The 20,041-nt window shown below is 61.6% G+C and carries 17 protein-coding genes and 1 tRNA gene; 8 read left to right on the forward strand and 10 right to left on the reverse strand.

The annotated features are described in order from the left end of the window. Window positions 1–225: 225 nt before the first annotated feature. The 3 genes from G7Y51_RS13675 to G7Y51_RS02390 form a co-directional block, all read right to left on the reverse strand. Window positions 226–390, reverse strand: a complete 165-nt coding sequence (locus tag G7Y51_RS13675) for a hypothetical protein (protein ID WP_241160099.1) — start codon at window positions 388–390, stop codon at window positions 226–228. Between the two features lie 334 nt (window positions 391–724). Next, window positions 725–1,942: an integrase arm-type DNA-binding domain-containing protein gene (locus G7Y51_RS02385; RefSeq protein WP_165174815.1), complete on the reverse strand. Its 1,218-nt coding sequence runs from the start codon at window positions 1,940–1,942 to the stop codon at window positions 725–727. 238 nt (window positions 1,943–2,180) lie between these two features. Beyond that, window positions 2,181–2,256: transfer RNA gene (locus G7Y51_RS02390), tRNA-Glu, on the reverse strand. Window positions 2,257–2,637: 381 nt separating this feature from the next. Here G7Y51_RS02390 and G7Y51_RS02395 point away from each other — a divergent pair. Then, on the forward strand, window positions 2,638–3,987 hold the full coding sequence (locus G7Y51_RS02395) for an NlpC/P60 family N-terminal domain-containing protein (protein ID WP_165174816.1): 1,350 nt from the start codon (window positions 2,638–2,640) through the stop codon (window positions 3,985–3,987). Further along, on the forward strand, window positions 3,984–5,558 hold the full coding sequence (locus tag G7Y51_RS02400; RefSeq protein ID WP_165174817.1) for a dephospho-CoA kinase: 1,575 nt from the start codon (window positions 3,984–3,986) through the stop codon (window positions 5,556–5,558). The genes G7Y51_RS02395 and G7Y51_RS02400 overlap by 4 nt, the downstream gene beginning before the upstream one ends. 122 nt (window positions 5,559–5,680) lie before the next feature. Here the strand turns inward: G7Y51_RS02400 and G7Y51_RS02405 are convergent, their stop codons facing one another. The 4 genes from G7Y51_RS02405 to G7Y51_RS02420 form a co-directional block, all read right to left on the reverse strand. After that, complete coding sequence (locus tag G7Y51_RS02405; protein ID WP_165174818.1) at window positions 5,681–6,772, reverse strand: radical SAM protein; 1,092 nt, start codon at window positions 6,770–6,772, stop codon at window positions 5,681–5,683. Continuing rightward, window positions 6,769–7,674 (reverse strand): hypothetical protein, encoded by a 906-nt coding sequence (locus G7Y51_RS02410; protein WP_206214231.1) that lies wholly within the window; start codon window positions 7,672–7,674, stop codon window positions 6,769–6,771. The genes G7Y51_RS02405 and G7Y51_RS02410 overlap by 4 nt, the downstream gene beginning before the upstream one ends. Beyond that, window positions 7,671–9,488, reverse strand: a complete 1,818-nt coding sequence (locus G7Y51_RS02415) for a GNAT family N-acetyltransferase (protein WP_241160100.1) — start codon at window positions 9,486–9,488, stop codon at window positions 7,671–7,673. Before G7Y51_RS02415 ends, G7Y51_RS02410 begins: the two co-directional genes overlap by 4 nt. A gap of 335 nt (window positions 9,489–9,823) precedes the next feature. Continuing rightward, window positions 9,824–10,219 (reverse strand): TspO/MBR family protein, encoded by a 396-nt coding sequence (locus G7Y51_RS02420; RefSeq protein ID WP_206214232.1) that lies wholly within the window; start codon window positions 10,217–10,219, stop codon window positions 9,824–9,826. A gap of 13 nt (window positions 10,220–10,232) precedes the next feature. On the opposite strand from G7Y51_RS02420, the gene G7Y51_RS02425 reads away from it, so the two are divergent. Beyond that, window positions 10,233–10,634, forward strand: a complete 402-nt coding sequence (locus G7Y51_RS02425) for a hypothetical protein (protein WP_165174820.1) — start codon at window positions 10,233–10,235, stop codon at window positions 10,632–10,634. Here G7Y51_RS02425 and G7Y51_RS02430 read toward each other — a convergent pair. Both G7Y51_RS02430 and upp read right to left on the reverse strand, forming a co-directional pair. After that, entirely contained in the window at window positions 10,631–10,792 is a 162-nt protein-coding gene (locus G7Y51_RS02430; RefSeq protein ID WP_165174821.1) for a chaperone protein, read from the reverse strand. The genes G7Y51_RS02425 and G7Y51_RS02430 overlap by 4 nt on opposite strands. A 197-nt stretch (window positions 10,793–10,989) precedes the next feature. After that, window positions 10,990–11,616: a uracil phosphoribosyltransferase gene (upp, locus tag G7Y51_RS02435; RefSeq protein WP_165174822.1), complete on the reverse strand. Its 627-nt coding sequence runs from the start codon at window positions 11,614–11,616 to the stop codon at window positions 10,990–10,992. Window positions 11,617–11,918: 302 nt separating this feature from the next. On the opposite strand from upp, the gene G7Y51_RS02440 reads away from it, so the two are divergent. The 5 genes from G7Y51_RS02440 to G7Y51_RS02460 all read left to right on the forward strand — a co-directional run bounded on the left by G7Y51_RS02440 (window position 11,919) and on the right by G7Y51_RS02460 (window position 18,377). Beyond that, window positions 11,919–13,043 (forward strand): alanine racemase, encoded by a 1,125-nt coding sequence (locus tag G7Y51_RS02440; RefSeq protein ID WP_165174823.1) that lies wholly within the window; start codon window positions 11,919–11,921, stop codon window positions 13,041–13,043. Between the two features lie 131 nt (window positions 13,044–13,174). Next, complete coding sequence (locus G7Y51_RS02445; protein ID WP_165174824.1) at window positions 13,175–14,272, forward strand: DUF362 domain-containing protein; 1,098 nt, start codon at window positions 13,175–13,177, stop codon at window positions 14,270–14,272. A 334-nt stretch (window positions 14,273–14,606) separates the two neighbouring features. After that, entirely contained in the window at window positions 14,607–16,127 is a 1,521-nt protein-coding gene (locus G7Y51_RS02450; RefSeq protein ID WP_165174825.1) for an APC family permease, read from the forward strand. Window positions 16,128–16,171: 44 nt separating this feature from the next. Then, the gene (locus G7Y51_RS02455) at window positions 16,172–17,248 is read left to right on the forward strand and encodes an ABC transporter substrate-binding protein (RefSeq protein ID WP_165174826.1); all 1,077 of its coding nucleotides are present in this window, start codon (window positions 16,172–16,174) and stop codon (window positions 17,246–17,248) included. Window positions 17,249–17,351: 103 nt separating this feature from the next. Then, window positions 17,352–18,377, forward strand: a complete 1,026-nt coding sequence (locus G7Y51_RS02460) for a transporter substrate-binding domain-containing protein (protein ID WP_165174827.1) — start codon at window positions 17,352–17,354, stop codon at window positions 18,375–18,377. 235 nt (window positions 18,378–18,612) lie between these two features. Here the strand turns inward: G7Y51_RS02460 and G7Y51_RS02465 are convergent, their stop codons facing one another. Next, window positions 18,613–19,878 (reverse strand): O-acetylhomoserine aminocarboxypropyltransferase/cysteine synthase family protein, encoded by a 1,266-nt coding sequence (locus G7Y51_RS02465; RefSeq protein ID WP_165174828.1) that lies wholly within the window; start codon window positions 19,876–19,878, stop codon window positions 18,613–18,615. Window positions 19,879–20,041 lie beyond the last annotated feature (163 nt).

Genomic DNA, 20,041 nt, shown 5'->3' on the forward strand with positions numbered 1-20,041 from the left:
CTTTAAAGTACACCTTGCCAGACAAAATTGGCGTTGCCTTCACAGCTCATCATCCGCTCTATCAGCAACAATGAAGTTCGTTGTTCGTGGTGCGCAGGCGGGCCGGGGCGTGTCTCTCTTTTGGGCTTTCTGTCCTTCCCGTTGCCGTCGGGCCTCGGTCAGATATTTGGGCAGGATTTGGGCCTTCACTTCAATGCCTTTTTCATGCAGCTTCTCGACGAGCTCCTAGGTGTCAAAACCGCGCTTTTTCATCCGTTCCAGCGTCGGGGCAAGGGCGAAGATGGCCTGCTTCACGGTCATGGTACGGTTTCCGTCCAGCGTGACGGTGGCGGGCTTGAGTGTGGCGAACTCCTGTCGGATTTCTTTCAGTTGGGCTGTGGTGATGCTCATGATCCTTATCTCTTGGGATTGGCGGGGCGTGACCCCGGTTTTGTCTTTTGCCTTTGGCGGTCAAGCGGCACGCTTGCACATTTGCTTTCGCAGAAAGCATAATGTGCTATGGCTCACATCTGAGCCGAGATTCCCGGCGGATGGTCAGCGCATCCTTAAGCGATGGTGTTGCGGCACGGCTTCCTGCTCTGGGGAATGAGCCGTTCACGCTCAACCTCCGCTTGCCGGGCCTCCGCTTCCTGACGCTCGCTCTGGCGTTAGCGTCGGAACTGCTCGGCCCGTTTGCACTCCACGAAGTCGAGATGCCACTGCCGATCGCTTATGGGGTTCTCGTTCATGCTTCCGCCTCGGGGGTGGTTTCTTCTGAGGGACAGCCCTTCAATTTTGTTAAAAAGTCGGCCCACTCTTGCATCATTTTCCGGCGTTCAGGCAGATACTCCGCATAATTGTACGCCGCCCGCACTTCATTTTGTTCACCGTGGGCAAGCTGCCTTTCTATCCAGTCCCGATTGTAGCCGAGTTCATTCAAGAGGGTTGACGCAATGGAGCGGAAGCCGTGCACGCTCATTTCCTGTTTCTGATAGCCCATACGCCGGAGGGCGTTGAGCATGGTCGCATCGGAAATGGGCCGTACCTCCGTGCGGATGGAGGGGAAAAGGTATTTTCCCTCGCCGGAGTATTTCTGAAGTTCTCGAAGAATGGACAGTGCCTGTTCGGACAAGGGCACAAGATGCTGTCGCCGCATTTTCATGCGTTCGGCAGGGATGCGCCATTCCTTTGCCTCAAGGTCAAACTCCTTCCACTGGGCGGCCCGCAACTCCGTGGGACGGGTGAAGACCAGCGGAGCCAGTTTCAGGGCACAGACCAGAGGGAAATAACCTTCGTAGGCGTCGATGTCCCGCAAAAGCTGGCCGACTTTCTCCGGCTCCAGCACCGCCGCCCGGTGGACGGTTTTTCTCGGCCGCAAGGCTCCCCGCAGATCGGCCGCGACGTTGTGCTTCGCCCGGCCCGTGATGACCGCATAGCGGAAAACCTGGCTGATGATTTGCAGGACACGTCGGGCCGTCTCATGGTTTCCCCGCTGCTCCAGCGGTTTGACCACAGTCATGACATCCCGTGTTTCCAGTTTGGCTATGTGCGTTTTGCCGATGGCCGGAAAGATGTACGTCTCCAGCCTGTACATGACGGTTCCCTGATGTTTTTCGGAAAACTCGGCCATGCGGGCTTCATGCCACTCTTTGGCAATGTTCTGGAAACTCTCGCGCTCGGCTGTGATTCTGGCCAGCCTGGCCTCCCGCTTCTGCTCGGAAGGATCAACGCCTTTGGCCAGCAGACGCCTGGCCTCCTCGCGCCGCTCTCTGGCATCGCGGAGCGAGACGGCGGGGTATTCCCCAAAGCTGAGCAGCTTGCTCTTGCCGTCAAAGCGGTAGGCCATGCGCCACAATTTGCTGCCGCTGGTGGGCACATAGAGAAACAGACCGCCGCCATCGAAATACTTGCGGGGCTTCACGTCGGGTTTCAGACTGCGGATGTGGGTATCGGTAAGAGGCATGGGCACTCCCTGGCTGTTGGTGGACAAAGAGATGCCTACATGGACAAAAATATTTGTATTCCGTCAGGTTACGCATGTAGATATCGGAACTGTCGTACCACATTTCTACCTACGGATATACCCACAAAATGTTTGGATGCAAACGGACGGGGCTGGACTTCAGGAAACCGTACTGGAGGGAAAAAATGAAGAATGCCAAGGCTTTTTAGACCTTGGCATTCTTCTTTGTACCTCAATTTGGCGTCACCAACGGGATTTGAACCCGTCTTAACGGCTTGAGAGGCCGCCGTCCTAACCGGATAGACGATGGTGACAGCGCAGTCAGTAGTAAAGATAACGGCTCGCTTTGTCAAGCCTTGGATGTAACCTTCTTGTCGCCCGCGTAAACATTGCCGGATGCGGGCTCCTGATGTTATCAAGAACGGCGGGTAGGTTTTTCTCGTCGCCCTCTCCCGGACTTCCGCAGCGTCTTGTTTTTATCGAAAGAAAATGAAGGAAAAAGATCTGCCATGAACCTGCGCCCTTGCGTGTCCCCCAGATTTGAAACATTTTGCCCGGCCTGCCGTGGCATGCGGTCCGGCGGCCCGTTTTCGCAACGGTTTTTGCCTCTCCTCCCCTCCGGCCCTGCATCTGCCGGCAGCTCGCGCGCCGCAGCACAGCGGCCTTTTGCCGTCAGGGCCCCCAGAGTCCTTGGAATGGCTCTGCTGTTGTTCAGCCTGCTTTGGCTGGCAGGTTGCGGCGGCAAGCGGATGCCCACGCGGGAAGGGGATCTGCCCCGATGGATGGGCACGGTGGCGGATCAACGGCAGTTCCCCCAGGATCTGAACGTCTACGCCACAGCCGTCGGCCCGGACAAGCCCCTGCTCGACGCCTCGGAGCAGGCTGCCCAGGATGCGCGCTTCAACCGGATCTTTTTCGGCCCCTGGGAGATGCGCAAGACCTCCATGCGCAAGCGTGATGTGGCGGCCATTTTTCACAAGGCCCGGGGTTTCAGACACGGCAGTGTGCGCTGGACGCAGGAAGAATGGGATCGCCTCGGCCGCAATGCCAACCTGCGCGCGTTTCCTTCGCGGGGGCAAGCGGCCATCACCTTGCGCAACACGGATCTGCGCGAGATGCCCACCCATGAAAGCCGCTTTGCCGAGCCCACGCCGGACCCCAAAGCCAATCCTTTTGACTATTTTCAGTATGCTCTTCTGCCGCCGGGCACGCCTTTGCTCATCGCGCATACCAGCCGGGACGGCCGTTGGCATTTTGTGGAATGCCCGGTGGCAGGCGGATGGGTGGATGCCCAGGACGTCGCTCCCGTGGATGAAAGCTTCAGGCAGGCCTACCGTACGGGGCGCTACGCGGCGCTGCTGCGCGACAAGGTGCGTCTGCCCGGCACGGGCCGCAAGCGTGGCGACAGTCAGGCCAATATCGGCACGATCCTGCCGCTGGCCGGTGAAAATGCCGACGGCGGCCTGCGGGTGCTGGTTCCGGTCAGGAGTTCGGGCGGCATGGCCCAAATCGCGGAGATCGATCTTGCCGCGGGCGATGCTCGGCCCAAGCCCCTGCCGCTCACGCCCGGTAATGTGGCGCGTGTGGGCAATGTGATGATGGGGCAGCGCTATGGCTGGGGCGGCATGTTTGGCGAGCGGGACTGCTCGGCCCTGACCCGCGAGCTCTTTACCCCCTTCGGGCTGTGGCTGCCGCGCAATTCCGGCGCGCAAGCGCGCATGGGCGTGGTGCAGTCCCTGGAAGGCCTGAGCTTCAAGGAAAAAGAAAGTGTCATTCTGCGTAGCGGCGTGCCGTTTCTCAGCCTTGTGGGCATGCGCGGCCATATTGTCTTGTATGTGGGCAGATATAAGAATCGCCCGGCCATTTTTCACAATGTCTGGGGCGTGCGCACCATTGAGGAAGGCAACGATGACGCGCGTTTTGTCATCGGCAGGGCCGTGGTGACCTCCATCACTCCCGGCGCGGAGCTGAAAAACCTGTACCGGGCCACGACCTTTGCGGATCGGCTGCGCACCTTGTCCACGCTTTCGGGTGCACGGCCTTGAGCGACATTGATATTCTGATTACGGCACAAAACGCCGGGCAGCGTCTGGATCGCGTGCTGCGGGACGCCGCGCCCGCGCTTTCCCGGTCTGCTCTGCAAAAAGCCGTGCTGGCCGGGCATTGCCTGGCTGACGGTCTGCCTCTGCTCAGGCCCGACGCCAGGACGCGCTTGGGGCAGCGCCTTGTTCTGCGCCTGCCGGAGGCCAAAAGCACGCTCCAGGCCGAGGATGGCGAGCTGGAACTGCTCTGGCAGGACGAGCATCTTGTGGTCTGCAACAAGCCTGCCGGGCTGACCGTACACCCCTGCCCTTCCTGCCCGGAGCGCACCCTGGTGCAACGCCTGCTCGGGCGCTTTCCGCAACTGGCAAAGCTCGAAGGCCTGCGACCCGGCATTGTGCACCGGCTGGACAAAGACACCAGCGGGCTTTTGCTCGTGGCTCTGGACGAACCCGCGCGGCTTGCGTTGAGCGCGTCTTTTGCGCGTCGCGAGGTGAGCAAGGAATATCTGGCTCTGGTCAGCGGGCTGCCGCCTGCCACCGGAGAATGCCGGGAACCGCTGGGCCGTCACCCCACCGCCAAAATCAAAATGGCCGTGCTGCCAGAGGCGCGCGGCGGCAAGCCCGCGCACAGCCAGTGGACGCGGCTCTGGAGCGCGCCCGATCAGGCTGTCTCGCTGCTGGCCGTGCGCATTCACACCGGCCGCACGCACCAGATCCGCGTGCATCTCGCTCATTTGGGCTATCCCTTGCTGGGCGACAGGCTCTATGCGCCCAAAGAAATACAGGCCAAGGCCCCGCGCCAGATGCTGCACGCCTGGCGTCTGGCCTTCCGGCATCCCGGCACAGGCGAGGAACTGCGCTTCAACTGTCCGCCGCCCGGCGATCTGCCTGCCGCGGCCCTGGCCGCCTGCCGCCGCACGCAGCGCGTGGTGATCACAGGCAATCCGGGCAGCGGCAAGTCCGCGTTGACAAAGGAGTTGAGCCTTCTTGGCGTGCCCGTGCTCAGCGCCGACGCGGTTGTGGCGGCCCTCTACGCGCCTCGCGGCGAGGCCGCAGACTGGATCGGACGACGCTGGGGCACAGACCTGCTGGCCGCGGACGGCGGCGTGGACAAAACCGCCCTGCTCTCTGCCATGCGCGGCAATGCCGACCTGCGCCGCGAAGTGGAAAACATGGTGCATGCCCTGGTACGCGAGGCCCTGGAAGCCTTCTGGAAAAAACAGGAGGCCTTGGGCGCGCCGCTGGCTGTGGCGGAAGTGCCGTTGTACTTCGAATGCGGCTGGCAAAACATTTTTTCTCCCCGGCCGCTGAGCGTAGGCGTGCATTGTCCCCTGCCGCTGCGCATTGGCCGGATCATGGCTGGCCGTGGCTGGAGCGAGGAGAAAGCCGCCGCGCTGGAGGCCTGGCAATGGCCTGAAGCGCGCAAACAGGCGGCCTGCGATCTGCTTGTGGACAACAGCGGTCCACAAACGGCCCTGGAAGCTGCCGCCCGCCGCCTGCTGGAAACGCTGGAGGAACGCCGCCGCAGGGAGGAGGAAAAACAAGAGAAGACGCTCCAGCGTCTCTGGAGCTGATCCCTGCGCCCGCTTTGCGCGGCAGTGGCGCTCGGCCGTTGAAAAAAGGAGGGATTCGCCTTTGAGATGGTTCTCTTAAAAAATTCATTGTAATTTTACATGGTTGAGAAAGGAATTTCACTCTAGCCTTGATTAATATGTTCCCGGCCGTCCTCTTCGTAGCGTTTGGGACAGGTTCGGCAGGCAAGGGGCGGTTCGGCGGCGCACAGGCGGGCGCGGTAGTCCGCGTAGGCCGGCTCGTTCCACAATTCCCAGGCGTCGCGGTCGAGAACGGAGCCGAAGGTCTGCCGTCGGTCGCCGGGATGGCCCGGAGGCACGGCGGCGGGCACGTTGAGGTACACGCAGGGCGACAGCGTGCCGTCGGCGTCCACATATACGGTGTGGGTAGCGTTTTCGCGGCAGACGGGCAGGGGAAGGGGGCCGGGCAGGGCATAGTGAAAGCCGCGTCCGGCGGATCGGGCACGGGCTGCGGCGTCTTCCAGCAGGGCGCGGGCGGCGCGTAGTCTGGCTTCGGCCCTGGGCGTGACCGGGGGGGCGAAGGCCAGCGCCTCCTGGCCCGGCGCGGCGATGTAATCCAGTGTGCTGATCACGGCGGCGTGGACGTCCAGTTCGCTCATGAGTTCGGGCAGCCGGGTCACGGCTTCCATGCGGTCGGCCAGCAGGAGATAAGCAATGTGGATTTCCAAATGTACACCGCCCCGTGCCTTGCGCACCCGCTGGAGCGTGCGTATGGCTTCCACGGTCCGCGCGAAGGGCACGCCCGCGCGGACGCCGTTGGACGCCGGATCCGTGCCCGCCAGCGAAAAGGCCACCACGTCCAGACCTCCGTCCACCAGTCTGGAGGCCGTATCTTCGTCCATACGCAGGCCGCAGGTGGTGGTGGATACCTGACAGCCGGCCCGCCGGGCAAAGGCCGCAAAGTCGAAAAAGCGGGGGTGCAGCAACGGTTCGCCCCAACCTTGAAGATGGGCCCGGCGGCTGCGACGCAGCAGGGGCCACAGGGCTGCGACCACTTCGGCCGACATGGCGCGCGAGCGCCACACCCCGGCCAGAGTCGTATGGGGGCAATAGATGCAGCGCCCCGAACAGGCGGAGGTCACTTCCATTTGGACGCAGGACAGAGGGCGCGGCGGGGCCAAGAAGAGGTCGCGCAGTTCCCCCCACAGGCCGGGCCGGAAGGCCGGGTTGTCCAAGGGATCGGGCCGCCCGCTCATGATGCGCCTCGTTTGAACAGGGCGGCCAGACGGGCCAGGCATCCCCGCGCCGGAAATTCCCAGGTTGTTTCCAGATAGGGCAGCCAGGGCCGGGCCTTCCACTTGCGCTTGAAAAAGGCTACGCCGGGATTGATGCCCAACCCCAGGTTCAGCAGCGTGTGGCCCCGTTTGGCCGCTTCGTCCAGCAGGGCGTTCAGCAGGGCGTCGGAGCAGCCGGGGGGACTGTCCGGCCGCCGGAAGGCGAACATGTAGAAAGCCACGCCGAGGGCGCTGTAGTCGCCTATGGCAAAGGCCCGCAAAGCGCCGTCCTTCCGTCCGCGTGCCGCGAACAGAAGGGCGTCCGGCGCAGCGGCCAGATAGCGGTCGAGGCGGCCATAAATGTAGCGCGTGCCCTCGGCCAGGCAGCGGACACGCAGGTAGTCGTCCACCAGGGCTTTGGCTTCCGGCCCCCAATTCTCCACCGCCACCTCGACCTCTCGCCGGGCCCGGCGTACCATGTTGCGCACCTTGCCAGATGCGGGCACGAAGGGCGGGGCGGGGGGCAGGTCCAAGGCCCACCAGGCATCCGCTGCACCGGTTTTGGCTCCGGGCGGGGCGCAGGCCGGGCGGCGTGGGCCCAAAACCGTGATGCGGCGCGCGGAAGCAGCCACGGCGGCCGCCGAAGCGGCCACGGCTTCTTCCCACGCCTGCGGGGAACGCTCCGCGCCGTAGCCGTCGTAGGCTACCAGAATAAAGCCGTCGCCCGCCGCGTATTGCAGAAAGCCCGCAGGTGATACGCCGGGGACAAGCCCGGACACGGCCTGCACATAGGCGGGCGCCTGTTCGGGCACCACGGCGGAGGCCGCCAGCCCCGCCACTCCAGACGGGGCCATCACGTCCGGCCGGGGCAACGCCGTCGTCATAGCGTCTCCTTGTTCCATAAAGCGGACAGACGATGTCTCCAGGTGGGCAGTACCCGCCGCAGGGTAAAGCCGTCCTCGGTCAGCATGCGCCGCAGATTGAGCAGATGGGCCGAGCCCACGAACACCGCCGCGCCGCCCCGTTCCAGCCAGGGCCGCATGCGCTCGCGGAAGCGCTGGTCGCGGTGGTCTATGATGTGTTCGGTGCGCGAGGGAAACTCCGTGCTGGTGCCCAGCATGCCTTCCAGATTTCCGGCCAGATAGGATGCCGCGTTGCGTTTGCGATAGGCGTCCCAGCGACGGCAGTCGCGTAAAAAGCGCACGATGCGCTCCATGGGCGCGGCTTCCAGCGCGGCGATCTGCTCCGCCACGGTTTCCATGCCGAATACTGTTTTGCCCATGTCCCCGGCCAGGTTCCATATTTCCAGGTCTACGGACTGCTTCCAGCCGCGTTGTTCCAGAAACAGCGTCCACAGCGAAAAAAAGGCGTACCACGGCCGGCTTTGGCCCAAAAGCCCGCGCAGCACGTCCGGCGCGGGGGGCGGTCCGTCGGCCAGCAGACGGCGGCGGCACAAAACGCGTTCCAAAAGGATCACGTCGGCCTCCGTCAGATGATCGAGCACGCTTTCGCCCGGCGGCGGCGCGACGCGGCCCGCCTCATCCACTTCGGCCAGACTGTCCTGATCCAGCGGCCCTTCCAGGATGATGGTATCCACCTTTTCAAACAGACGACGCAAGGATCGTTCAAACGAACAACAGAAAAAGTGAGCCGTGCCGCCCAGCCATGAGGTATGGCCGTTTTTGTCCACACGCCAGAGCATGGCGAAGGGGCGCTGATCGGGTTGATCGAGGACGAAACGCCACTTGTCGGTCGGACCGGCCGTCAGCAGTGCGCGCACCACATCGGCGCCCTGGGCGACGGGCGGGGGAGAAACGGCGGGGCGTTCCTCCCAGGCGGCCGCCACATAGGGCAGCACCGGGCGACCTCCCCATTTGCGCTTGAAGCGCCGGATACCCTCGTTGACGCCCACACCCAGATGAATAAAAGCCTTGCCTTCACGCCGGGCGGCTTCGAGCATGGCTCGGAATAAAAGATCCGTGGCGTGGGGCGCGTAGTGCGCGCGGGAATGCGCGCCGATGAGATAGGTGCAGAAGCGCGGCGGCGCGAAATCCAGAAGCAGGCTGGCCGCCACCCGGCCTTCCGCGTCCACGGCGTCAAACAGGCGCAGATCCGTACCCGGCGCGTTCAGAACCGAAGCGGTGCGCGCGTACAATTCGCGCACGTTGGGGCGCAGGGCCGCCCGGCCCATGAATTCCGTCCACAGACGACGATGGGCCGGGGTGAACTCCTTGCCTTCCCGCACACGCAGGGGACTGCGGGCGAGGACATTGCGCAGGCGGGCGGGCGTCGGCGCGTTTACATCCAGGATGTATACTTCATCCCGCTCGGTGACGAAGGGCTCCAGGCGCTCCGGCGCAACCGGTCCGACCAGCCAGCATCGGCGTGCGCCTGTACGGCGCAGAGCCTTGGTCAGAGCCGCTTCAAAGGCCTCCATAGTCTGTCGTAGCGGAGCTTTCGGTTCAGTGTCCCCGGCCGTATCCGGCACAGCCCAGGCCGGGAGTTCATCGGCCAGGGGATAGGCCACGGCCGTCAGCCAGGGGGCGGCGTCCGGTCTGTCCGAGCCGTCCGAACCGCTGAAAAACAGAAAACCGTCTTCCACAAAGGGCGTGCCGCCGGACATGGCTGCCATGAAGGCCGTCGAGTGTTCGGGCACCGTGGCCCGGATGGTAACAAAGTCCGTGGGCATGGCGGTCATGGCGCGACTTCCTGGGAGGACGGTGGACGGGATCTGACGTTCCCGCATAGTTCGCCTTTACGCTAGCCTCCGGAAGGCTTCTTGACAAGAGCGCCAGCGTTCCAATGAAGGATTATGTGCTGACAATCCGCACCCGTCCCCCGAACCGCTTGCCGAGGGATTCGCCTTTGCGATGATTTTCGTAAAAAATTCATTTTATTTTTCCATGGTTGAGAAAGAAATTTGTGATGGGAGCCTGCACAAAAAGCTCCGGGCGCTCACAAGCGCCAGGCAGCGGCAAACAGTTTGCCGCTGCCCCAGGGCTTGCAGTGCTACCTTTGCGCGGCGCAAAGGGATCAGTTGTGCAGCACAATAGAGAAATTGAGATACCAGGCAAAGCCGACCCAGGCCAGATACGGCAGAAACAGATATGCGCCCATGCGGCTGATGGGCAGGCTTTTCCAGACGTAGAGCAACAGGAGCGCAAAAAGCGCGGATATGATGACCAGGCCCGCGGTGGGGCTGCGCAGGTAAAAAAAGACAGTGCTCCAACTGAAATTCACTGCCAGTTGCAACAGAAAAATGCCGGTGGCAACGCCCCGGCCGGGCCGCCCGCTGTTTTGCACCAGGGACATGGAAAGCCCCATGAGAATGTAAAGCACTACCCAGACCAGGGCAAACACCCAGCCCGGCGGGGTCAGCAGCGATTTGTGGAGGAACGGATACCAGTGGCGCAGCGCATCACTCTGCAAGGCCGACGCACTCATGCCCACAGCAAGACAAAGCACTGGCCAGAAAAAAAATCTCAGATATTTCATCAGGGAAACCTCGATTGCGTCAAAGAAAGATGTTGGATACGGAGCAGTAAGCTTCTTTGCGCCGGATATTTACATAAAATATCAGGCAAGAATTCTCTCTTTACAGCTCACTGGAAGCAAGTTTCCATCAAAACTCCGGCAAATACAAGAGCGCGTTTCGTGCCTTTACCAGAAATCCCCTGATTGCCGGGCCGTCACACAGGGCAAATGTACGCGGCCCGCGCCACGAGGCCCTTGCTGCCTGCGCCTGATGCCGGGCGGCAACGGTCGCGCGCCCGCCCTGAAAAAGCCACAAAAAAACGGCGACCTGGGCCGCCGTTTTTTTGTGGCTTTTTCAGGGACGCGCTAATCGCACACGCCGGTATGTTCCGGGCCTTCCGGCACGGCGCAGGCTTCCTGCCGCTGGCCTGTGCCGTTGCACGCAAAGCAGGCCGTGCCGTCTTCATTCCGGCCTGTGCCGCCACAGGCCGGGCAGGTGGTATATCCGTCATCAGATGTTATGGTCATGATCAATACCTCCGTTGTCGATAATCTCAACTGCATTGACCATAGCATGCAAAGCGAAAAAGTTACAGCGCGGCTGTGACGGCAAGCCGCGTCCCAGGCATCTTTCCTGCGCCGGGCAGGCAATCGCGCAGGCGCAGATCACAGGCGGTTGCCGCGCCGCCGCTGTGCCTGTTGCTCAAGGTTATGCGCCGCTCCCTTTATTGGGTGCCGAAGATACGATCCCCGGCGTCGCCGAGGCCGGGGATAATGTAGCCGTTTTCATTGAGATGATCGTCAATGGCCGCGGTGTAAATATCCACATCCGGGTGCTGGGCTTGCACCCTGGCAATGCCCTCGGGCGCGCAAACCAGATTGAGGCTGCATATCCGGCGGCAGCCGTGCTTTTTCAGCAGATCGATCGTTGCGACCAGGGAGCCGCCCGTGGCCAGCATGGGGTCCAGAATGATCGCCAGACGCTGTTCCAGATCCCTGGCCAGTTTGACGTAATACTCAACCGGCTCCAAGGTGTCCTCATTCCGGTACAGGCCCACCACGCTGATTTTCGCGCCTGGGATCATGTCCAGCACGCCGTCCATGAGCCCGATACCGGCGCGTAAAATGGGCACCACCGTTACGTTTTTACCTGAAATGGCCTCAATTTCCACAGGTCCGGCCCAACCCTGCGCAATCCGCTTTTCCGTGCGAAAGGTCTTGGTGGCCTCGTAAATGAGCAGGCGCGCCACTTCATTGGCCACAACGCGAAATTCGCGGGTGGAGGTGGCTTGCATGCGCAATATGCCCAGCTTATGCCGCACAAGGGGATGATCAACCACACAGACGGCCATGCGCCCTCCTCTCCGGGAGCCCTGCTCTCAGGCAGCCAGAGTACATATAACAATGTGTTTTAACAGTATTTATTATATAAAGCCTATGCTCCGGAAAACAAAGTGTCAAGCCCTGGCACTGCCGGAGGCAATGCAGGAGGATGCAAAAAGCCGCCGGTTTACAGTGCGACGCTTTTGGAGTAGGCACAAACCCATTCATTACAAGCGGTTCGCGCTGCCCGTGGGCCTGCCGCATGAACTCCCGAAAGATACACATTGCTTCGGCCACGCGGGCAGGTCCGGCATGTGGAAAGGGAAAAACAATGGATATACGCGACCTGCAAACTCCGGCCCTGCTGCTGGATGAAGAACGCCTGCGCGCCAACATCGGGCGTCTGAAGGGCCGCTTGCACAAGAAAGGCGTGGCGCTGCGGCCGCACTGCAAGACCTGCAAAAGCATTGACGCGGCCCGGCTCTGCCTGTCCGGCCCGCAGGGCCCCATTGCGGTTTCCACCCTGGCCGAAGCCGAATACTTTGCGGCCCGCGGCATCACGGACATCTGTTACGCGGTGGGCATCGCGCCCGGCAAGCTGGGGCGCGCCGCGGCCCTGCGCGAAAAGGGCGTCGCCTTGTCTCTTGTGCTGGACAGTGTGGAAAGCGCCTGCCTTCTGGCCCGTTTCGCCGGGGATCGCCACTGCGTTTTCGATATTCTGCTGGAAATCGATTGCGACGGCCACCGTTCCGGCCTTGCGCCCGATGACCCGGAACTTCTGGAGACGGCGGCCGTGCTGCGCGCTGCCGGGCAGAATCTGCGCGGCGTGCTGACCCACGCGGGCTCGGCCTATGATCTCCCCGCGCCGGGCCCGGCGGCTTTTGCGGCCCTGGCCGGGAAGGAGCGCCACGCCGCCGTGCGGGCGGCCGAAAATCTGCGCGCCGCCGGGCACGCCTGCCCCACGGTCAGCGTGGGCTCCACGCCCACGGCCTTTTTCGGCGAGGATTTCACGGGCGTCACGGAAGTGCGGGCCGGGGTCTATATGTTTCAGGATCTGGTCATGGCCGGGCTGGGCGTTTGCCGCAAGAAGGATATTGCCCTTTCCGTGCTTTGCGCCGTCATCGGCCGCCAGAAAGGCAGCGGCAGCCTGGTGACTGACGCGGGCTGGATGGCCCTTTCCCGCGACGCGGGCCTTGCCGGGAACTTCCAGCGCCACGGCTACGGCCTGATCTGCGACGCGCAGGGCCGCCTGCTGCCGGGTCTGCGCGTTGTCGCAACCAATCAGGAACACGGCATTGTGGCGGCAGAGGCGGGCTGCTGCCCTGCCCTCCCCGCAGGAACGCTGCTGCGCGTTCTGCCGGTGCATGCCTGCGCCACGGCCGCAGCCTTCGACGCCTACCACCTCTGCCGCGGCACGGAGATCATTGCGCTCTGGCCCCGCTGCCGGGGCTGGTAGCAGGCGCGAAAACAGCCGCACAGCCTCTTTTTTCGTCTGCGCGGCCTTGATCCGGCCCGCTCCGCGGCCCTTGCCTGAAGAATTCAATAGTGCCAAAATGGCGCAAACATAATTACCCGGGAGGAAACGCCATGCCTGCCACAGTCTATTACGCGGACATGCACAGCCGCTCGCACGAGGACAGCAAGATCGCCAAGATTGCCCGGCTCTGCGACGCCGTGGGCCTGAAAAAAATCGTCAAAAAGAACGATCTCACGGCCGTCAAGCTCCATTTCGGCGAGTACGGCAATGATACGCATCTGAACCCCTCTTTCGCGCGGCAGGTGGTGGACAAGATCATTGCCGCGGGAGGCAAGCCCTTTTTAACCGACAGCACCACCCTGTATTCCGGCAGCCGCCACAACGCGGTGGATCACCTTCATACAGCCTATTTGCAGGGCTTCGCTCCTTCGGTGGTGCATGCTCCGGTGATCATTGCCGACGGCCTTTACGGCGAGAACGATCTGCCGGTGCGCATCAACTGCAAGCACTTCCAGGAAGTGCATATCGCCGCGGAAATCCGGCGCGCGCCCAGCATGGTGGTGCTCTCGCACTTTAAAGGTCATGAAATGGCCGGTTTCGGGGGCGCCATCAAAAATCTGGCTATGGGCGGGGCCTCGGTGCGCGGCAAAAGGGATCAGCACGCCACGCATGTGAATGTGGACAAAGCGACCTGCATCGGCTGCGGCAAATGCGTCAGGCACTGCCCGCAACAGGCTCTGAGCCTGCACGAGGGAAAAAGCCGGGTGGACATCAGCCGCTGCATCGGCTGCTTTGAATGCATCACGGTCTGCCCGGTCAAGGCCATCAGCATTGACTGGGCCACGGAGCTGGCGCCCTTTATTGAGCGAATGACCGAATACGCCTACGGCGTGGTCAAAGGACGGCAGAAACGGATCTGCTATCTCAACTTCGTGCTCAACGTCACGCCGGATTGCGATTGCGTGGCCTGGAGCGACGCGCCCCTGGCGCCGGACTTGGGCATCCTGGCTTCTCGCGATCCCGTGGCGCTGGATCAGGCCTGTTTCGATCTTGTCAATCAGGCTCCCAGCCTGGACCCCAAGTCGGCTGAAAACAAAGACCTCGACAAGTTCACGGCCCGCTGGCCCATGACGCACGGCGCCATCCAACTGAGCTACGGCCAGGAGATCGGCCTGGGCAGCCGTCAGTATGTGCTGGAAAAAATATAATCCCTGCTCTGCCGCGGCGCTCTGCGCCGCGGCAACCTCCACGAAAAGCGCAAGGGACAGGCATTCGGCAACTCGCCAAAAAATGCCTTGCTGAATAGTGCGTAAGCCCTTGACGAACAGCGTCTCTACCCCCTAAGACACAGATCAGGTACCTCAAGAACCATAACACGGAGCGTTTTTTACGGTTGAAGCACAGAATTCCGGGCTGCGCCGTTGCGCCAAGCCGTTCGGCTGAGCATTTCCGGTGGTAGTATCCGGCCTGCACGTTGGGGCCGGTGTCTATCCCGGATGCCTGTACCGGCCCGATAAACAGACAATGAGCTGGAGGACGCGCATGGGGGATACACCGGAAAAGCACAGTCATGCGGGCGAAGTGCGTGAAGAACTGGAAAAAACGCTTCGCCCTCTGGAGGTGCTGGCCCTGGCCTTGGGCGCCATTGTGGGCTGGGGGTGTTTTGTACTGCCGGGGATACGCTTTCTGCCTGATGCCGGCCCGCTGGGAACAGTCATTGCGTTCTTTGTGGGCGCCCTGTTTCAATGCATCGTGGCTTTGAGCTACAGTTTTCTGATCAAGCCCTATCCGGTGGCAGGCGGCGCGTTTGCCTATGCCTATGCCGGTTTCGGACCCAGGGGCGCCTTTATCTGCGGTTGGGCCCTGGTGCTCAGCTACATCTGCGTTATCGCGGCCAATGCCATGGCCATGATTCTCCTGACCCGCTATCTGTTGCCCGGCGTTTTTGACGTGGGCTATTTGTATTCCATTGCCGGTTGGGACATCAATGCCGGGGAGCTGGCTTTTGTTTCCGCTGTGCTGGTGCTTTTCGGCTGGATGAATTTCCGGGGCATGGGCGCGGCCAGCGCCATTCAGGTCTTTCTCGCCTTTGCCCTTACCCTGGGCGTGCTGGTTTTGACGTTCGGCACGCTCCAGGCCGACACGTCGGCCTGGAGCAATCTGCAGCCGCTCTTCTCGGAAGACCGCTCGCCCCTGGCCAGCGTTCTGGTGGTCCTGGCCCTGACGCCCTGGCTTTACGTCGGTTTCGACACCATTCCCCAGACGGCCGAGGAATTTACCTTTTCCCCGCACAAAGCCCGCGATCTGATGCTGCTCTCAATCATCTGCGGCGCGATCATTTACACCCTGGTGGCGCTCTGCGTGGCCGGCCTTATCCCCTACAAGGAACTTTTGAGCCAGAACCACGCCTGGGCCACAGGCTGGGTCGCAGACCAGATCTTCGGAAGATGGGGCGGCGTGGCGCTTACCGTGCCGGTGCTGGCCGGCATTCTGACAGGCATGAACGGCTTTTTCATGGCCACGACCCGGCTGCTGTTCAGCATGGGGCGCAGCAAATTTTTGCCCGACTTTTTTGCCGCGGTGCATTCCCGCTACAATACCCCCTGGAAAAGCGTGCTCTTCACCTTGGTGCTCTGCCTGATTGTGCCCTGGTTCGGCCGGGCGGCTCTGGGCTGGATTGTGGATATGTCCGCCATCGGCACGGCTCTGGCCTATTTGTTCACCGCCCTCACCGCCTTCAAATATCTGGGGCAGAATCCCGATCTGCCGGAAGCCCGCTGGGGCAGGCCTGTCTGCCTGATCGGCGCGGCCACTTCCATTGTCTGTTTTGTGCTGCTGATCTTCCCCAGCTCTCCGGCGGCCATCAGCGTGCCTTCATGGATCATGCTCTTCATCTGGGTGGGCCTGGGCAGCCTGTTTTATCTCAACAGGCGTCAGGATTTGCTGCACATTCCTCATAGCCGGTTGCGTTATCTGTTGTTCGGCAAGTCGGATTATCCGGTGCTGTTCAAAATCTCCGACGACGAAGAGGAAGCGGCGGAGGAATCTGTTCCCGGACAATAAGACGGCCCTGCAACAACATTTTACCCTGATACGGAGAAAACTCTATGCGGTTGAAAAAATGCTTCGCTTTCGTTCTGTTGTCCCTGTTTTGCCTGGGCGCGGCCCTGCCCGCCCAAGCCGCGGATCTGATCAAGGTGCCCACTGCCTGGCTGCCGGGGCAGGAGGCCTTTCCCATGTGGTACGCCAAGCAGCAGGGCTGGGACAAGGAAGCCGGGCTTGACGTGCGCATGTACACCTTTGATTCCGGCGCGGATGCCCTGCGCGCCTTTCCGGCCAAAAGCTGGGTTTTCGGCGGCCTCGGCGCCGTGCCGGCCATGCTCGGGGCATTGCGCTACAATATGAGCACCATCGGCCTGGGCAACGACGAAGCCATGGCCAACGCGATTATGGTGCGCGCGGACAGCCCCATCCTGAAAACCAAAGGCTGCAACAAGGACTGCCCGGACATCTACGGCTCCCCTGAAAGCGTGCGCGGCAAAACCATCCTTTGCACCAGGGTCACTTCCGCGGACTATGCCCTGCACCTCTGGCTCAAGGCTCTGGGCCTGAAAGAATCCGACATCGTGCTCAAAAACCTGGAGCAGGCGCCTGCCTTGACCGCCTTTGACTACAACATCGGCGACGCTGTGGTGCTCTGGGCCCCCTTCACCTTTGTGGGCGACAAGCGCGGCTGGAAAACCGTGGCCACCCCCAAGGATTGCGGCAAGCACCTGCCCATCGTGCTGGTGGCCGATACCGCCTACGCCATGCGGTACCCGGATGTGGCGAAATCCTTCCTCACCCTCTATCTGCGCGGCGTCAACTGGCTCCAGACAGCTCCCCGCCAGGAAGTGATCGCGCAATTCAAGAAATATTATCTGGAATTGCTCGGCCAGGACTACAGCACGGATTTGATCAATCTCAATCTCAAGACATATGAATTCTTCAACCTTGAGGCGCAACGCAAGCTGTTCGCCGTCGACAAAGGCCCCAGCGAAGTGCAGCAGTGGCAAAGCGAGATCGCGGAGTTTTTCGCCTCCGTGGGCCTGATCACGCAACAGAATCTGAAGGAACTCGGCAACAGTGCCTATGTGACCTCGAAGTATATCGACCTCGTCACGCCGCAATCCGTGACAAAGTAACAACCTGCCGAAGTCGCGCTGTTTTTTGCAAAAACACCTGCGGGGAGGCATGCCTCCCCGCAGTGGGCGCGCCTTTTTGAACCAAAGCAAAGCGGAGAGCCATATGCGCCAGTTGCTCACACTCTGTCTGGGACTGTGCCTTATCGCCCTTCAGGTCATTCTGGGCCTCAAGGCCTTTTATCCTGAAGCGTTTGCCGACAAAACCGACGTGGTGGACGTTCTGGTGCAGGAAAAAAAATCCCTCCTGGATCAACTTTCTCCCGATGAGCTGGCCTGGCTTACGCAGCACCCTGTCGTGATCATCGGCGCAGATCCCAATTTTTACCCGCTGGAAATGTTTGACGAACGGGGGCGGTACACTGGCCTGGGCGGAGATTATCTTCGCCTTTTGCGCAAGCTTACGGGTCTTGAATTCCGGGTTCCCCGCGTCAGGGACTGGGCCACGGTGGAGCAGCTTGCCCGCCAGAACCACATCGACATGTTCATGGCCATTGCCAAAACCGGCCGCCGCGACGAATACATGGCCTTCACCGAGCCCTATGTGAATATGCCGGGCATCATCATGACCCGCCGGGGCAGCGGGCTGGACAAGATCGGCATTGCGGATCTCAAGGGCAAAAAGGTGGCTGTGGTCAACAATTACTCCTGGCATGACTTTTTGCGGGAGTTCCACCCCGAAATCATCCCCGTGCCCGCGGCCGACACGCTGGAAGCGCTGCAACGCGTGGTCACCGGCGAGGCTGATGCGATCATTGACTATGAATTCAACCTGATGGAGAAGATTCAGACCGGCGGCATCATGCAGATCCAGCCCGCGGGCAAGGTGAACTCGTCCTACGGCCACGCCATAGCCGTGCGCAAGGACTGGCCGGAACTTTTCAGCGTCATCTCCACGGCCCTGTCTCAAATCACGCCTGAAGAACGGCGAATTCTGGCGCAAAAGTGGCTGCACCAGCAAGACCGGCCGGCCGGGCAGGAACGCCACCTCCAATGGATCTTCTTCTTTGTGGTGGAATCCATTCTGCTTTGCCTGGGCCTTTCCTGGCTCTGGCAGTCCCAGATGGAAAAAGCGGTGGCCCGGCGCACCACGGAGCTGAAAGCCAGGCTGGCCGCTGCCAGGCGCGCGTAGCGCTTGCCGGGCAGCCCGCACGAATTTGCACGGGCCGCTTTCCCCGGCAATGGCCCGCCTTTGAGAGCCTGGGCCTGCAATGGCATCCCCCTGCCAGGCACGGCATTGCACCTCAAGCTGTCCTGCGTGCGCGCCTGGCCCCAAGGCCCGCAGAAATACGGCACCGCACCTTTTCCATGTAAAAAACGCCCTGCGGGAGGCTCTCTCCCGCAGGGCGCTGTCGTGCGTGCCCAGATCAGGCTTTTGCCAGGGCCGCTTCCAGATCTTTCAGAATGTCGTCACTGTGCTCCAGGCCCACGGAGAGCCGCACCAGGCCGGGCGTAATGCCCGCGTCATGGAGCTGCTCGTCGCTCAGTTGCCGGTGCGTGGAACTGGCCGGATGCAGCACGCAGGTGCGTATGTCAGCCACATGCACTTGCAGGGAAATCATATTCAGGCTGTCGATGAAACGCGCGCCCGCTTCCCGGCCGCCTTTGAGCGAAAAGGAAACCACCCCGCTGCACCCCTTGGGCAGATATTTATCGACCAGGGCCTTGTTGGGGTTGCCGGGCAGCGAGGGATAACTGACGCTCTCCACCTTGGCGTGGCCGCTGAGATAGCGGGCCACAGCCTCGGCATTGCGGCAATGCCGCTCCATGCGCAAAGGCAATGTTTCCAGCCCCTGATTGATGTAAAAAGCGCCTTGCGGGCTCTGGCAGCAACCCATATCGCGCATGAGCTGCACGCGCGCCTTGACGATATAGGCGGCTTTGCCGAAGGTCCGGGTATATACCAGGCCGTGATAGGAGTCATCCGGCTCGGTGAACTCGGAGAATTTGCCCGAGGTCCAGTCGAAATTGCCGCTGTCCACAATGACGCCGCCCACCTGCAGGGCATGGCCGTCCATATACTTGGTTGTGGAATGCACAATGATGTCCGCCCCGAACGCAAAAGGACGGCAGAGCACAGGCGTGGCAAAGGTATTGTCCACGATCAGCGGCAGCCCGTGTTTGTGCGCCAGATGGGCGAAGCGTTCAATATCCAGCACATCCAGGGACGGATTGGTCAGGGTTTCGCCGAAAACGGCCCTGGTGTTGGGCCGGAAGACCTTTTCCAGCTCACTGTCCGGAGCGCGTTGATCCACAAACGTCACCTCAATGCCCAGCTTTTTGAGGGTGACGGCGAACAGATTGAACGTGCCCCCGTAAATGCTCGAAGCACTCACGATATGGTCGCCGCTTTGCGCCAAATTGAGCACGGCGAGCATACTGGCTGCCTGGCCCGATGAAGTGCACAGCGCGCCCACGCCGCCTTCCAGGGCGGCAATCTTCTGCTCAACGGCGTCCACCGTGGGATTGCCCAGGCGGGTATAAAAAAAGCCGGCTTCGTCCAGATCGAAAAGTTTGGCGACCTCGGCGGTAGAGGCATATTTGAAGGTTGTACTCTGGGCAATGGGCACAACGCGCGGTTCGCCGTTTTCGGGCGTGTAACCGGCGTGCAGGCAAAGCGATTCCAGTTCCATACGCTCCTCGGAAAGCTGAATGTGATGCGTCGGGCAAATCCGCCCCGCGCGCTCCGATCCGGCCCGGCGCGGCCTTCCGCACAGCCGTGCGCCGATGGCTTTTCGCGGGCGGCTTTTTCATGAAAGCTGACCCTAGCGCAAGCGCCTCCGCGAAGCAAGTGCG

This window comes from Desulfovibrio sp. ZJ369 (assembly GCF_011039085.1).
In the GTDB taxonomy this organism is placed as follows: Bacteria; Desulfobacterota; Desulfovibrionia; order Desulfovibrionales; family Desulfovibrionaceae; genus Desulfovibrio.

Excerpts from the sequence above, each read along its gene's own strand:
- G7Y51_RS02455 (WP_165174826.1), top strand. The coding sequence starts at position 16,172 with ATGCGGTTGAAAAAATGCTTCGCTTTCGTTCTGTTGTCCCTGTTTTGC.
- G7Y51_RS02425 (WP_165174820.1), top strand. The coding sequence starts at position 10,233 with ATGCCCACAGCAAGACAAAGCACTGGCCAGAAAAAAAATCTCAGATAT.
- G7Y51_RS02395 (WP_165174816.1), top strand. The coding sequence starts at position 2,638 with ATGGCTCTGCTGTTGTTCAGCCTGCTTTGGCTGGCAGGTTGCGGCGGC.
- G7Y51_RS02445 (WP_165174824.1), top strand. The coding sequence starts at position 13,175 with ATGCCTGCCACAGTCTATTACGCGGACATGCACAGCCGCTCGCACGAG.
- G7Y51_RS02385 (WP_165174815.1), bottom strand. The coding sequence starts at position 1,942 with ATGCCTCTTACCGATACCCACATCCGCAGTCTGAAACCCGACGTGAAG.
- G7Y51_RS02410 (WP_206214231.1), bottom strand. The coding sequence starts at position 7,674 with ATGACGACGGCGTTGCCCCGGCCGGACGTGATGGCCCCGTCTGGAGTG.
- G7Y51_RS02440 (WP_165174823.1), top strand. The coding sequence starts at position 11,919 with ATGGATATACGCGACCTGCAAACTCCGGCCCTGCTGCTGGATGAAGAA.
- G7Y51_RS13675 (WP_241160099.1), bottom strand. The coding sequence starts at position 390 with ATGAGCATCACCACAGCCCAACTGAAAGAAATCCGACAGGAGTTCGCC.
- G7Y51_RS02450 (WP_165174825.1), top strand. The coding sequence starts at position 14,607 with ATGGGGGATACACCGGAAAAGCACAGTCATGCGGGCGAAGTGCGTGAA.
- G7Y51_RS02460 (WP_165174827.1), top strand. The coding sequence starts at position 17,352 with ATGCGCCAGTTGCTCACACTCTGTCTGGGACTGTGCCTTATCGCCCTT.
- G7Y51_RS02465 (WP_165174828.1), bottom strand. The coding sequence starts at position 19,878 with ATGGAACTGGAATCGCTTTGCCTGCACGCCGGTTACACGCCCGAAAAC.
- G7Y51_RS02405 (WP_165174818.1), bottom strand. The coding sequence starts at position 6,772 with ATGAGCGGGCGGCCCGATCCCTTGGACAACCCGGCCTTCCGGCCCGGC.
- G7Y51_RS02430 (WP_165174821.1), bottom strand. The coding sequence starts at position 10,792 with ATGACCATAACATCTGATGACGGATATACCACCTGCCCGGCCTGTGGC.
- G7Y51_RS02415 (WP_241160100.1), bottom strand. The coding sequence starts at position 9,488 with ATGACCGCCATGCCCACGGACTTTGTTACCATCCGGGCCACGGTGCCC.
- upp (WP_165174822.1), bottom strand. The coding sequence starts at position 11,616 with ATGGCCGTCTGTGTGGTTGATCATCCCCTTGTGCGGCATAAGCTGGGC.